The organism is Candidatus Planktophila lacus (genome assembly GCF_002288325.1).
Classification (GTDB): Bacteria; Actinomycetota; Actinomycetes; order Nanopelagicales; family Nanopelagicaceae; genus Planktophila; species Planktophila lacus.
Genome location: NZ_CP016780.1, coordinates 337,328 through 351,190 on the forward strand (window position 1 = coordinate 337,328; position 13,863 = coordinate 351,190).

The 13,863-nt window shown below is 49.0% G+C and carries 14 protein-coding genes; 11 read left to right on the forward strand and 3 right to left on the reverse strand.

All coding sequences use genetic code 11. The features are described 5' to 3' along the window. Positions 1-3: 3 nt before the first annotated feature. A complete protein-coding gene (gene panB, locus A1sIIB106_RS01690; protein WP_095677151.1) occupies positions 4-822 on the reverse strand; it encodes a 3-methyl-2-oxobutanoate hydroxymethyltransferase in 819 nt (272 codons plus the stop codon). Positions 823-913: 91 nt separating this feature from the next. Between panB and A1sIIB106_RS01695 the strand changes: the two genes are divergently transcribed. The 7 genes from A1sIIB106_RS01695 (at position 914) to A1sIIB106_RS01725 (ending at position 9,085) form a co-directional block, all read left to right on the forward strand. Beyond that, entirely contained in the window at positions 914-2,578 is a 1,665-nt protein-coding gene (locus A1sIIB106_RS01695; RefSeq protein ID WP_095677152.1) for an NAD+ synthase, read from the forward strand. A 79-nt stretch (positions 2,579-2,657) separates the two neighbouring features. Beyond that, complete coding sequence (locus tag A1sIIB106_RS01700) at positions 2,658-3,950, forward strand: glutamine synthetase family protein (protein WP_095671794.1); 1,293 nt, start codon at positions 2,658-2,660, stop codon at positions 3,948-3,950. Positions 3,951-3,986: 36 nt separating this feature from the next. Continuing rightward, complete coding sequence (gene heR, locus A1sIIB106_RS01705) at positions 3,987-4,751, forward strand: heliorhodopsin HeR (protein WP_095670794.1); 765 nt, start codon at positions 3,987-3,989, stop codon at positions 4,749-4,751. Positions 4,752-4,781: 30 nt separating this feature from the next. Next, positions 4,782-5,735: a Gfo/Idh/MocA family protein gene (locus tag A1sIIB106_RS01710; protein ID WP_190276907.1), complete on the forward strand. Its 954-nt coding sequence runs from the start codon at positions 4,782-4,784 to the stop codon at positions 5,733-5,735. A 162-nt stretch (positions 5,736-5,897) separates the two neighbouring features. Further along, complete coding sequence (gene leuA / locus A1sIIB106_RS01715) at positions 5,898-7,625, forward strand: 2-isopropylmalate synthase (protein ID WP_095670796.1); 1,728 nt, start codon at positions 5,898-5,900, stop codon at positions 7,623-7,625. Between the two features lie 14 nt (positions 7,626-7,639). Next, on the forward strand, positions 7,640-8,371 hold the full coding sequence (gene recO / locus A1sIIB106_RS01720) for a DNA repair protein RecO (protein ID WP_095677153.1): 732 nt from the start codon (positions 7,640-7,642) through the stop codon (positions 8,369-8,371). A 3-nt stretch (positions 8,372-8,374) separates the two neighbouring features. Next, positions 8,375-9,085: an isoprenyl transferase gene (locus A1sIIB106_RS01725; RefSeq protein WP_095677154.1), complete on the forward strand. Its 711-nt coding sequence runs from the start codon at positions 8,375-8,377 to the stop codon at positions 9,083-9,085. A gap of 73 nt (positions 9,086-9,158) precedes the next feature. On the opposite strand, the gene A1sIIB106_RS01730 is transcribed toward A1sIIB106_RS01725, so the two are convergent. Next, positions 9,159-9,524, reverse strand: a complete 366-nt coding sequence (locus A1sIIB106_RS01730; protein WP_095677155.1) for a Fur family transcriptional regulator — start codon at positions 9,522-9,524, stop codon at positions 9,159-9,161. Positions 9,525-9,527: 3 nt separating this feature from the next. Continuing rightward, positions 9,528-10,277, reverse strand: a complete 750-nt coding sequence (locus A1sIIB106_RS01735) for a ZIP family metal transporter (RefSeq protein WP_095677156.1) — start codon at positions 10,275-10,277, stop codon at positions 9,528-9,530. A 74-nt stretch (positions 10,278-10,351) separates the two neighbouring features. On the opposite strand from A1sIIB106_RS01735, the gene A1sIIB106_RS01740 reads away from it, so the two are divergent. The 4 genes from A1sIIB106_RS01740 to A1sIIB106_RS01755 all read left to right on the forward strand — a co-directional run bounded on the left by A1sIIB106_RS01740 (position 10,352) and on the right by A1sIIB106_RS01755 (position 13,861). Beyond that, entirely contained in the window at positions 10,352-10,621 is a 270-nt protein-coding gene (locus A1sIIB106_RS01740; RefSeq protein WP_095677157.1) for an antibiotic biosynthesis monooxygenase, read from the forward strand. A 64-nt stretch (positions 10,622-10,685) separates the two neighbouring features. Then, complete coding sequence (locus A1sIIB106_RS01745; RefSeq protein WP_095677158.1) at positions 10,686-12,065, forward strand: glycine--tRNA ligase; 1,380 nt, start codon at positions 10,686-10,688, stop codon at positions 12,063-12,065. Positions 12,066-12,104: 39 nt separating this feature from the next. Continuing rightward, the gene (gene dusB / locus A1sIIB106_RS01750) at positions 12,105-13,241 is read left to right on the forward strand and encodes a tRNA dihydrouridine synthase DusB (protein ID WP_223299503.1); all 1,137 of its coding nucleotides are present in this window, start codon (positions 12,105-12,107) and stop codon (positions 13,239-13,241) included. After that, complete coding sequence (locus tag A1sIIB106_RS01755; protein WP_095677159.1) at positions 13,238-13,861, forward strand: YdcF family protein; 624 nt, start codon at positions 13,238-13,240, stop codon at positions 13,859-13,861. Before dusB ends, A1sIIB106_RS01755 begins: the two co-directional genes overlap by 4 nt. Positions 13,862-13,863 lie beyond the last annotated feature (2 nt).

Here is a 13,863-nt window from a genome sequence, read left to right on the forward strand (position 1 = left end):
GGGCTAGTTAAAGGTATTTTCGGCGCAAGGGAAAGTTCCCCCACGCACATCCGCCGCAAATTCTTGCGCCGCAGCCGAAATTTCAGAACGCAAGTTTCGATATGCCTTAGCCAACTTTGGTGGATTGGCAGTTAGCCCAACTAAATCTGTCCAGACCAAAACTTGGGCATCGCAATTAACGCCGGCGCCGATTCCGATAGTTGGAATCGCAAGGGCCGCAGTTATCTTTGCGGCGAGTTCTGCCGGCACTAGTTCCAAGACAATTGCGAAGGCGCCTGCCTTTTCCAGAGCGAGCGCAGCCTGCAAAATCACTTCGCCATCTTCACGACCCTGAACGCGATAGCCCCCAAGTTGATGAAGTGATTGCGGGGTAAGGCCCAGGTGGCCCATAACCGGAATGCCGGCAGCGGTTAACTTTTCAACAGTTGCTAAATGCGCACCTTCTAGTTTTACCGCCATCGCACCGGCCTCTTTAAAGAAGCGGATCGAAGTAGCAAGTGCTTGTTCAGGAGATGACTCGTAAGAACCGAAGGGAAGGTCCGCGACGACAAGTGCGCGCTTTGATCCGCGCACCACGGCGCGGGTTAGCGGAATCATTTCATCGACGGTGACTGGGATGGTGTTCTCTTCGCCCAGAAAATTATTGCCAGCGCTATCGCCAACCAGCAGAACAGGAATGCCTGCGCTATCGAAGATCTCTGCCGTCATCTGCTCGTAAGAAGTGAGCATCGCCCACTTTTCGCCATCGGTCTTGGCCTTCTTTAAATCGAGAATCGTGACGCGACGATGTGCCGCGCCACCATAAAGGGTCGTTGTACTCATCTGTTCCTCCAGCCTCGAAGCTTCGCGAGAAGTCTCCGGGTCTTAACTATTGAGGGTTCTGGGACTAAGGGTATTCCATTACTCTTGAAGAATGAAGTTGCGAGTAGCCCTCGCCCAGGTCAACCCAACAGTTGGTGATCTGGTTGCCAACGCTGCCTTGGTGCGCACCAACTTCAAGACCGCCCAAGATGCCGGCGCGCATATCGTCGTATTTCCTGAGATGGTTTTGACGGGATACCCAGTTGAAGATCTCGCCTTACGTCCTTCTTTTCAACTAGCCAGCCAAAGCGCCTTAACTGAATTAGCCGGTCAATTAACCGGTGGATGTGTGGCAATAGTCGGGTATTTAGATCAAGTAAATGGCGCCCCACAAAATATGGTTGCCGTCATCAGCGATGGCAAGGTCGCAGCGCGTTATGCCAAGTGCCACCTACCTAACTACGGCGTATTCGATGAATTCCGCAACTTTGTTCCGGGCGATCAAACTTTGGTCTTGCGCATCCATGGCGCAGATATCGGAATTGCAATCTGTGAAGACCTATGGATCGATGGCGGAATTACCGCACAACTTGCTGATCGCAAACCAGGGTTAGTTATTGTTCCAAATGGTTCTCCATATGAACGCGCAAAAGATGACACGCGCTTAGCTCTGGTAACCAAGCGCGCTCGCCAAGCCAAGGCTCCATTGGTCTATGTAAATATGACCGGTGGCCAAGATGATCTGGTCTTTGATGGCGACAGCATTGTGGTTGGCGCAGATGGTGCGGTCATTGCCCGAGCACCACAATTTGAAGATGGCATCGCGGTAGTTGATATAGATGTTGCAACCAAAACTAGTTCGCCAGATGTGATTATTTCTGAAGATGAAGTCAGCGTTGATCGCGCCCTGATTCCTGGTGTGGCTGTTCGCCTTGATGATCGCGAAGAAATTTGGAACGCGATTGTTGTTGGCTTGCGTGACTATGTAGAAAAGAACGGTTTCCGTAGCGTTGTCGTTGGTTTATCGGGCGGTATTGATTCGGCGCTAGTTGCAGCCTTGGCTGTCGATGCACTTGGTGCCAAGCGAGTAAATGGCGTTGCGATGCCAAGTAAATACTCATCCGAACATTCAATCTCTGATGCCCAAGCTTTCGCCGATGCCACCGGTATTCACTTCCGCACCGTGCCAATTGCGCCGATGGTTGATGCCTATATGAATAACCTGGTTTTAAAGGGCGTTGCTGAAGAAAATCTGCAGGCCCGTGTTCGCGGAACAACGCTGATGGGGATCTCAAATCAAGAAGGTCATTTAGTTTTAGCAACCGGCAATAAATCAGAGCTCGCCGTTGGTTACTCAACGCTTTATGGTGATGCCGTGGGCGGCTTTGCCCCAATTAAAGATATTTACAAGACCGATGTCTGGGCGTTATCTCGTTGGCGCAATGAAATCGCGCGCGCCCGCGGTGAGGCCGAGCCAATTCCGGTTAACTCAATTGAAAAAGAGCCAAGTGCAGAGCTTCGCCCTGGCCAAAAAGATACTGACTCACTTCCTGATTACTTATTGCTAGATCGCGTCTTAACGGCATACGTAGATGATGATCAAGGCTCAGCGGCGTTGATTGCGGCAGGCTTTGATGAGGCTTTGGTTCGTCGCGTAATTGCGATGGTCGATAAGGCCGAATACAAGCGCCGCCAATATCCACCTGGGCCAAAGGTTTCTAAGCGAGCGTTTGGAAAGGATCGCAGACTTCCAATGACTTCGCGCTGGGCTGAATAAGGGCCACGTAACACAGCCGTAACTTTGACTTGGCAAGATCTGGGGTATGACTTCCCACGATTCACATCCTGATTCACAGATGAGCAAGCAACAAGAGTTCGTGCTTCGCACTATCGAAGAACGCAATATTCGTTTTATCCGTTTGTGGTTTACCGATGTCTTGGGATATTTAAAGTCTGTTGCAATTGCACCTGCTGAGTTAGTTAACGCCTTCGAAGAAGGAATCGGTTTCGATGGTTCAGCGATTGAAGGCTTTGCCCGTGTTACCGAATCAGATATGTTGGCAAAACCTGATCCTGCAACATTTTCGATCTTGCCATGGCGCACTGAAGCCCCAGGTGCAGCACGTATGTTCTGTGATATCACCATGCCCGATGGTTCACCTTCACATGCTGATCCACGCAACGTACTTCGTCGCACTTTAAACAAGGCAGCCCAAATGGGTTACACCTGTTACACACATCCCGAAATTGAATTCTTCCTGTTTAAAAATTCACCAGTAAAAGGCGAACAACCAGTACCGGTTGATCAAGGTGGATATTTCGATCACACACCAGCTGTTGTGGGACATGACTTCCGTCGCCAAGCGATCACTATGTTGGAGGCGATGGGAATCTCTGTCGAATTTAGCCACCATGAAGGCGCGCCAGGCCAACAGGAGATCGATCTACGTTATGCCGATGCTTTAAGCACCGCGGATAACATCATGACTTTCCGCCACGTGATTAAAGAAGTTGCACTTGAACAAGGTTTCTACGCATCTTTTATGCCTAAGCCATTTACCGAGCATCCAGGCAGCGGAATGCACACCCACGTCTCGCTCTTTGAAGGCGAGAAGAATGCTTTCTACGATGCATCAGCCGAATTTAATTTATCTAAAGTTGCCCGCTCATTTATCGCCGGCATCTTGAAGCATTCATCTGAAATCACTGCAGTAACAAATCAATGGGTGAACTCATATAAGCGCCTGCAAGGTGGGGGAGAAGCGCCTTCACTGATTTCTTGGGGACATAACGATCGCAGCTCGCTAGTGCGTATCCCGATGTATAAACCAAATAAAGAGAATTCAACTCGTATCGAATTTCGTTCTCCTGATTCTGCATGCAATCCATATCTGGCATACGCGGTGATGTTGGCTGCTGGCTTAAAGGGAATAGAAGAGAAGTACGAGCTGGTCGATAACGCCAACCCCGAATCACTGCCGGCTAACTTAAATGAAGCAATTGGGGTTATGGAGAAGAGCGCACTGGTTCGTGAGACTTTGGGCGAGCATGTCTTTGAATATGTACTGCGCAATAAGCGCGCCGAATGGCAGGACTATCGCCGCCAGGTCAGCGCTTACGAGTTAGACCGTTATTTACCTGTCCTTTAACGCCTAATTAGCCCTAAGGGCTGTTACTTTATTGGCATGGCTAAAGAGATAACAGATAACGGTTTACGTCGCATCAATTTATTTGCTGGCGTTCTTCACCTCGCGCAGATGGTGGCAGTACTTGCTCTCGCATCAGATTTCACGCTTCCAATCACTGCGCGATACATGTCTGGTCCACCTGGAAGCACCTACGGAGACCTAATCGTCTTATGGGATGCACCACTTGCAATTGGTGTTGCAGTGTTCTTGGGATTGTCTGCTCTCGCCCACTTTATTGTCATTAGCCCGAAGTTCTTTCCGCGGTATATAGCAGGACTTGCAGCGCACCGAAACTTCTTCCGTTGGGTTGAATATTCAATTAGCTCTTCAGTAATGATCGTTCTGATCGCACAAGTAACTGGAATTTCAGAGGTAACAGCGCTTATCTCTATCTTCGGTGTTAACGCTTCGATGATTCTCTTTGGTTGGTTGCAAGAGAAATATGAAGAGCCTGGCAGCGGTGGATGGGTTCCATTTATCTTCGGTTGCATCACCGGCATCGTTCCTTGGCTAGCACTCGTCTTCTATGTCTTTGCTATCGGTGGGGCTGGCGAGAATAAGGCGCCAACCTTCGTCTACTTCATCGTCTTCACCATCTTCGTTCTATTCAACTCCTTCGCACTTGTTCAATTTGTTCAATATAAGAAGATCGGCAAATGGTCGGATTATCTTCGCGGAGAGCGCACCTACATCACGCTTTCACTAGTTGCTAAATCACTCCTTGCGTGGCAGATCTTCGCCAATACACTTATCCCCGTATAGAGATTTAATTAAAATTTTATTGGAGGATACGTGTCACTACGTTGGGGTTATCTAGGAGCAGGTGGAATTGCTGACATCATCGCGACAGATTTTGGCCATGCTGGTTTAAAGATCCAAGCAGTTGCAACGCGCGATATGGCGCGCACCAACGCCTTCGCCGATAAGTTCAATATCCCAAACCGCCATCCAGATTACGCATCTCTGGTTGCAGATCCTGAAGTCGATGTTATTTATATTTCTACCGTTCAGACCTTGCACCGCGATCATGCGCTCTTAGCAATCGAAGCCGGCAAGCATGTCTTGCTAGAAAAACCTTTCACCATGAACGCTGCAGATGCTCATGAAATCTACGCAGCAGCTAAGCGCAAAAATGTCTTTGTCATGGAGGCGATGTGGACTCGTTTCTTGCCAACTATGACTGCAGTATTTGCCGCGATTAACGCAGGAGAAATTGGCACACCACACTTTGTCTATGCCGATCACAGCCAGTATCTGCCAATCGAAAGAGCACCGCGTCTTTGGAATCGCGAACAAGGTGGCGGTGCGCATTACGATCTCGGAATTTATCCAATGCATATGGCAATTCGCACCTTAGGTTTCCCAGATTCAGTTAGCGGAAAATCGATCATGACTGACACCGGGGTTGACTCTGCAACGGCTGCTGTATTGCAATACAACAACGGCAGCCTGGCGCTGATTAACTCTTGCATGACAATGGCAGGCACACTCACCGCGGCAATTCACGGCGATAAAGGTCGCATTGAAATTGATGGTTGGTTCTTCGAACAGACCACATTTAGCATCTTCGATAATAAGCATCAGCTAGTGCGCACTTATGAAGAGAAAATTGCGGGACGCGGAATGCAATATCAAGCAATTCACGTTGAAGAGTGCATCGCTAAAGGGCTAACTGAAAGTCCAATTCTTAGCCTTGCTGAAACTGTAAAAATTATGGAAGTTATGGAGCAGGTTCACGTCTTTTAAGCCTGGCTTGCCCGTATCTGACTAATCGCGTTACTATTTATACATGACACTTCGCAGCCTCCTCCTTCGCTGCCGTGGCGGGGCCAAGTAACCGGTCCCCTCGCCGCGGGGTTTGTCGCACCGGTAAAACCCGACAAAACCCAAAAAATTAGGAGTTAAGAAATGTCTCAAGATAAGAATTTCCCTGATCAAAAACCTTCCGCGATGCCCGTGCATCGTTATTCATCATTTATTCCAGTAGATCTCAAAGATCGCACCTGGCCAACTAAGCAGATGACCAAGGCGCCGCAGTGGTGTTCGGTTGATCTTCGCGATGGCAATCAAGCGTTGATCGATCCCATGGATACACCACGTAAATTGGCGATGTTTAAGCTTTTGGTAAAGATGGGCTACAAAGAGATCGAAGTTGGTTTCCCATCTGCATCACAAACTGATTTTGATTTCGTTCGTAAAATCATTGACGAAGATATGATCCCCGATGATGTTGTCATCCAGGTTCTTACTCAAGCCCGCGAACCGTTAATCCGCCGTACCTATGAAGCGATCAAAGGCTCTAAGCAAGCGATCGTCCACCTTTATAACTCAACATCTACTCTGCAACGTCGCGTGGTCTTTGGCCTAGATAAAGAAGGCATAAAGAAGATCGCAACTGATGGTGCGCAACTCTGTCTTGATCTGGTTTCAACTGTGCCTGGCACCAAGGTTTCCTTTGAATATTCACCTGAGTCATATACCGGCACCGAACTTGAATTCGCAGTTGAAGTTTGCAACGCGGTAAATGCGATCTGGAAGCCAACTCCGCAGTGGAAGACGATCATGAACTTGCCAGCAACAGTTGAGATGGCAACGCCAAATGTTTACGCCGATTCGATCGAGTGGATGTGTCGTAACCTGGTAAATCGTGAGAGCGTAATTGTTTCACTTCACCCACATAACGATCGTGGCACCGGTGTTGCAGCAGCAGAACTTGGTTATTTAGCAGGAGCAGATCGCATTGAAGGAACGCTCTTTGGAAATGGAGAGCGCACCGGAAATGTTTGTCTGGTAACTCTTGGTATGAACTTGGTTTCACATGGCATCGATCCGATGATCGATTTCTCAGATATCGATGAGATCCGCCGCACCGTGGAATATGCCAACCAACTTCGCGTTCCAGAACGCCATCCATATGGTGGAGATCTAGTCTTCACCGCCTTCTCTGGTTCGCATCAAGATGCGATTAAGAAAGGCTTTGAGCACCTTGAAAGAGATGCGCAGGCGGCGGGCGTTGATAAAGATAAGTTCACTTGGGCGATTCCGTATCTGCCAATTGATCCAAAAGATATTGGTCGTTCATACGAAGCAGTTATCCGCGTTAACTCGCAATCTGGCAAGGGTGGAGTTTCTTATCTGATGAAGCACGAGCATCATCTTGATCTGCCACGTCGCCATCAAATTGAATTTAGTCGCGTTGTGCAGGCTAAGACAGATACTGAAGGTGGCGAGATTACTTCAGATGCGCTGTGGCATATCTTCGAAGATGAGTATCTGCCAACTGAATCTGCGCCTTGGGGACGTTTCAGACTTAAAGGACTTTCGCAGACTTCAGTATTAAATGAAGATGTTCACCTAACTGTGACAATTCTTGATCGCGGTGAAGTTAAAGAACTTTCTGGCCAAGGCAACGGTCCAATCGCTGCCTTCTGCAATATCTTGCAGAACTACGGCGTAGATGTTCGAGTCCTTGATTACTACGAGCATGCACTTTCTGCCGGTGGCGATGCATCAGCTGCTGCCTACCTGGAGTGCTCAATCGGTAGCGAAGTTTTCTGGGGCGTCGGAATCGACCCAAACACCACAACTGCTTCACTTAAAGCGGTCGTGTCTGCAATAAATCGCGCTATTCGCTGACTACCTTTACCTTCGTGAGCCTTTATCGTGACGAAGCAATTATTTTGCGCACCCAGAAGTTGGGTGAAGCAGATCGCATCATCACGCTCTTAACTCGCGAACATGGTCGCGTTCGTGGCGTTGCCAAAGGCGTTCGCCGCACCATGTCTAAATTCGGAGCGCGCCTTGAACCCGGTAGCCATGTAGATATCCAACTTCATAAAGGGCGCACCTTCGACACGATCACCCAAGTTGAAGCGATCAATAATTACGGTGAAGCGCTAACTGATGATTACCAGCGCTGGACAATCGCATCAGCGATTCTGGAAACGGCGGAACGTTTTACTTCGCAGGAATACGAACCAGCGCTGCAAGAGTTTCAATTGGTTGTTGGCGGCATGAAGGCGCTAGCCGAAAATCGTTATGACGCATCGCTTATCTTGGATGCATTCTTACTGCGCTCACTTGCTATCGGTGGCTATGCGCCATCAACTACCAATTGTTCACGCTGTGAAAAACCCGGACCACATCGCTACTTCTCACTCGTTGGCGGGGGATCGGTCTGTATGGAATGTCGTCCATCGGCATCGGCAACTCCCTCCCCCGAGACTCTGCAATTACTTGGCGCGCTTTTGAGTAGTGATTGGGATATCGCGCAAGCAAGTGAACCGCGCCATCGCCGCGAGGCTAGTGGTTTAGTCATTGCTTACTTACAATGGCATCTCGAACGTGGCCTACGAAGCCTGCCGATCGTGGAGAGAGTTTAAGAGTTGAGCAAAAAGATCGAGATCCCAGAACACATCGCGATTGTGATGGATGGCAATGGCCGTTGGGCAAAAGATCGCGGACTCGCGCGCACCGCAGGACATGAAGCTGGCGAAAAAGTTCTATTTGATTTGGTCGAAGCAGCAATTGGTTTTGGCGTGAAAGAGCTAAGCGCTTACGCTTTTTCAACTGAAAACTGGAAGCGCACCCCCGAAGAAGTTAAATTCTTGATGGGTTACAGCCGCGATGTATTGCGCAAGCGACGAGATCGTTTAAATGAGATGGGTGTAAAGATTCAATGGATCGGCCGCCCACAGCGTTTATGGAAATCAGTTATCTCAGAGCTCGAAGAAGCCCAAGAGTTAACAAGGAAGAACAAGACCTTAACTTTAAATATGTGCGTTAACTACGGGGGACGTTCTGAACTCGTAGATGCCACAACTGCACTGGCGCGCGATGTAAAGCGTGGCAAGTTAAAGCCCGATGCGATTACTGAAAAGACGATTGAGAAATATCTTTACTCACCGAAGATGCGCGATGTTGATTTGTTCTTACGTTCATCAGGGGAGCAGCGCACCAGCAACTTCTTGCCGTGGCAATCGGTCTATGCCGAGTTCGTCTTTATGGATGTGTTATGGCCGGATATGACGCCAAAACAACTTTGGAAAGCTATCGAGATTTATTCGGAGCGGGATAGAAGATTCGGAAAAGCGTAGCGATTCCCGAATTGATTGAAATGTGGGAAGGCTTGACCTTCCCAACCGTGGGGATTGCGGGAAGGCTTAAGGCTTAGCACTTAGCGCAGAGGCCAAAGATCTCTGCGGTATGCCCAACATCTCGAAAGCCATGTTCTTCAGCCATCATCTTCGCCCACTTTTCAATTGCGCCGCCTTCAATTTCAACGGTATCGCCGCAACCTTTGCAGACTAGGTGATGGTGGTGCTCTTCTCCGCATAAGCGATAGATAGCTTCACCGTCATCGCGGCGCAGAACATCAACGATCTTGTCGTTAACCAAACTCTGCAGCGCGCGATAAACGGTGGTTAAACCGATGCTTTCGCCTTCACGTTGCATGAGGCGATAAATTTCCTGCGCGCTGGCAAAACCACCAGCGCGCTCAAGGGTGCTCAGAACCCTTGGGTTGGATCTAGACAACTTTTATTCCATACCGTGGAGCGAACCGACCAGCGCCCACATCACAAGAACACCAACGATAGTTGCCATGATTGTGTATCGAGATTTATGTCGTGAATGTGCCTCTGGCAAAATGTGTGAAGTCGCGAGATATATAACAATTCCGGCAAAGAGCGCCAGATAAAGTCCAACGAAGTTATCGTTGACGGCAAAACTAGAGCCAATCGCGGCACCGCTGATACGGGCAATTGCATCAACGCCAAGGAGCCAGAGCCCCTTCTTGCTCCATGATCCGCTCTTAATTAAAAATGAAACTGTATTTAGGCCATCAGAAAATGCGTGGACAAGAAGTGCGATAAAAACTGCAACGCCTAAGTTATTGCTGACTGAAAATGCCACACCTAGTGCAACGCCATCAAGAAATACGTGACCACCCATGGCAAGGGCACCAAATGCGCCAGCGATGTTAGATGAGTGTTCATGTTCGTGGCCGTAATCAGATTCGGCGGGTTCGTGTGAACCGAAGAGTTGTTCGTAGAAGTGCAAAAGCAAGAAACCTGCAATCAACGCAATTGAAGCAGCAGGTGCATGGAGAATCTCTTGGGTATTTAACTCGAAGATTTCTGGAAGAAGATCAAAGGCGACTAGACCAAGGAGTAGTCCTGCCGATAGCCCAAGTATGAGATGGAGGCGATCCTTAGATTTAATGGCCAAGTAACCGCCGGTGGTTGTTGCGATTGCAGTCGAAGCTGCCAAGATGATTGCGATATTCATGGCTGGAAGGTATCACAAATGAAAATGGTTTTCATTTCCGTATGCCATCTACGGCGTGGCGCTAGGCTCAAGCCATGATCGCGATCGCAAGATTTGAGCAGGCGTTGAGCCAAGCTGTGGATTTTCGTGCTGAACTCGAGTCGGTGAAGGCGGTTTTATCAGAGGCAGCTGGATTTATCTCAGCCACGATCGGTCAGAATTTAGATGAGCCAACCCTTTGGGTCTTAACGACTGAATGGGAGAACGTCGGTTCTTATCGCAGGGCGCTGAGTTCAACTCGTGCAAAGTTAGAGGCGATTCCAGTGCTGGCTCGCGCAATCGATGAACCCGGAGCCTACGAGTAAACTAAGCACACGATAGCAACGCCCGTTGTGATTCGCCGACAGCCAGCCGGATGGAGATTTTGAGATGGCCGTAGATCGTTTAGAAAATATTGTTTCCCTCGCCAAGCGACGTGGATTTGTTTATCCCTCATCAGAAATTTACGGCGGACTTCGCGCCTCTTGGGATTACGGCCCGCTCGGAGTTGAACTTAAGAACAATGTAAAGCGCCAATGGTGGAAATCCATGGTGATGGGCCGTGAAGATGTTGTCGGCCTCGACTCATGTGTGATCTTGGCGCGCGAAGTCTGGGAAGCATCTGGACACGTTGCCACATTTAGCGATCCGCTTACCGAATGTACCGCTTGTAATAAGCGTTACCGCGCAGACCATCTTGAAGAAGCATATGAAGCAAAGCATAAGAAGAAGCTTGAATCACTTGCCGATATGAACTGCCCAGCTTGCGGAAATAAAGGCCATTTCACAACTCCAAAACAATTCTCTGGTCTGCTAAAAACTTTCCTTGGACCAGTAGAAGATGAATCAGGACTTGCTTATCTGCGCCCTGAAACCGCGCAAGGAATCTTTATCAACTTTGATCAGGTAATGACGACATCACGTCGCAAGCCACCATTTGGTATTGGCCAGATTGGAAAATCATTCCGTAACGAAATTACCCCTGGAAACTTTATCTTCCGTACTCGCGAATTTGAGCAGATGGAGATGGAGTTCTTCGTAGTACCTGGAACCGATGAAGATTGGCACCAGTACTGGATCGATACTCGTCTTGCTTGGTATAAAGATCTCGGAATCAATCCTGATCGCTTGCGTATCTATGATCATCCAAAAGAGAAGTTGTCACATTATTCAAAGCGCACCGCAGATATTGAATACAAGTTTGAATTTGCAGGCACCGAATGGGGCGAGCTCGAAGGTATTGCTAACCGCACAGATTTCGATCTAAAGGCGCACTCTGCTGCATCCGGTAAGGATCTTTCTTACTTCGATCAAGAGAAGAACGAACGCTGGACACCTTATGTAATCGAACCCGCAGCAGGTGTAGACCGTTGCGCACTTACCTTCCTTATGGATGCCTTCACTGAAGATGAAGCGCCAAATGCCAAAGGCGAGATGGAAAAGCGCGCGGTACTTAAGCTCGATCACCGTTTAGCTCCGGTTAAGGCTGCCGTATTGCCGCTTTCACGTAACGCTGATCTTTCGCCGAAGGCGCGCGATCTTGCGGCGCAGTTGCGTAAGAACTGGAATATTGATTTCGATGATGCCGGTGCAATCGGTCGTCGCTACCGTCGCCAAGACGAAATCGGTACTCCATATTGCATCACGATTGACTTTGAGACACTTGATGATCAAGCTGTAACAATCCGCGATCGTGACACTATGGCGCAAGAGCGAATTGCTATTGATCAAGTAGAAGCTTGGCTTGCTCCACGACTTTTGGGTTGCTAACAAGTGTCGCCAACCCGTCATCTACTAAGTTGCTAACCAGTGTCATTAACTCTGCCGCTTGCAAGTGGTGACCATGTAATTGATCCACCGGTAGTTCTTGCGCCGATGGCTGGTATTACCAACTCTGCTTTTCGCGCGCTCTGTCGCGAACAAGGCGCTGGGTTATTTGTCTCGGAAATGGTTACTGCACGCGCTTTAATTGAGAGACGTCCAGATACCTTGCGCATGATCGCACCCGGCGCCGGAGAATGGCCGCGTTCGGTTCAGTTGTACAGCGTTGATCCGCACACGATGCGCGCCGCAGTAACCATGATCGGTAAAGAGAATTTAGCCGATCACATTGATATGAACTTTGGTTGTCCGGTTCCGAAGGTGACTCGCAAAGGCGGGGGAGCAGCTCTTCCTTACAAGCGAAAGTTATTTTCATCCATTGTTGATGCAGCGGTACAAGCGGCAAAGCCATTTGGAATTCCAGTCACCGTAAAGATGCGTATTGGTATTGATACCGATCACCACACATATTTAGAAGCAGCAAAGTCAGCATCAGATAGCGGTGTTGCTTGGGTAGCACTTCATGCGCGCACTGCAGAGCAGATGTATGAAGGAAAAGCTGATTGGTCGGCGATCACGCGCTTAGTTGAACACTTGAAGCCAACCGGAACGCCAGTACTTGGAAATGGCGATATCTGGTCAGGCGCAGATGGCATAGCGATGATGGAGCAGACAGGTTGCGCCGGCGTCGTTGTTGGTCGCGGATGTTTAGGACGCCCTTGGTTATTTGCCGATCTAGTTGAAGCTTTTAAGGGCGGCGATACGCGAGTCCTGCCATCGCTCTTTGAAGTGCGCGAAGTTATGTTCCGTCACGGCGAATTGATCGTGGATTACTTCGAATCCGAAGATCGTGGATGTCGCGACCTGCGCAAACATATGGCTTGGTATTTAAAGGGCTTCAGAGTTCCAAGTGAGCTCCGCCGCCAATTCGGAATGCATTCATCGTTAGCCGAACTTCGCACTCTGCTGGATCAATTAACAGATCAGCCATATCCAGTTGAAGTCGCAGAAAAACCACGTGGTCGCGTCAGCCATGGCCGTCCACCAACCCTGCCAGATGGCTGGTTGCTAGATCCAGATGAAGATGTTTCAGTTGAATTAGAAGATGCGTTTTCGGGCGGATGATCTTCTTTAAAATAATTCGCCGCGTAATTGCTGCCGTACTTCTAATTGTTATCGCTGTTCCGCTCTATGCGGTTGGTGTTACTTGGCAGGCGGCTAATAATCCACTAACCCGCAATGGCGATGTGATTGTTGTTCTCGGTGCAGCGCAGTTAAACGGTCGACCAGGTGAAGTTCTAGAAGCGCGTCTGCAAGAGGCGAAACGAATTTATGAACTCGGTCTGGCTCCACAGATTATTACCGTTGGTGCCGGCGCTCCTGGTGATCGCACAACGGAAGCAGCATCTGGAAAGTATTGGTTATCAAATAATGGTGTTAAGTCGCGCAATGTAACTTCGCTCGAAGTTGGACGCGATACTTGGGTCTCAACTGAAAACTATGTAAAGTTTATGAAGGTCAAAGATTGGAAAGATGTAATCATCGTTACCGATCCATTTCATTGTCGTCGCGCGATGACGATGGCTAATGATTTAGGGGTGGTTGCAACCTGCTCGCCCGTAAAGACTGGTCCGAACTCCTTAGAAAAATCCGGAAAGCGCTATTTAGTGCGGGAAACTGGGGCCTATCTCTCGTATGTGACCTTAGGCAGACGCGGCATTCATATCAGCGATCATTTAGGGTAGGG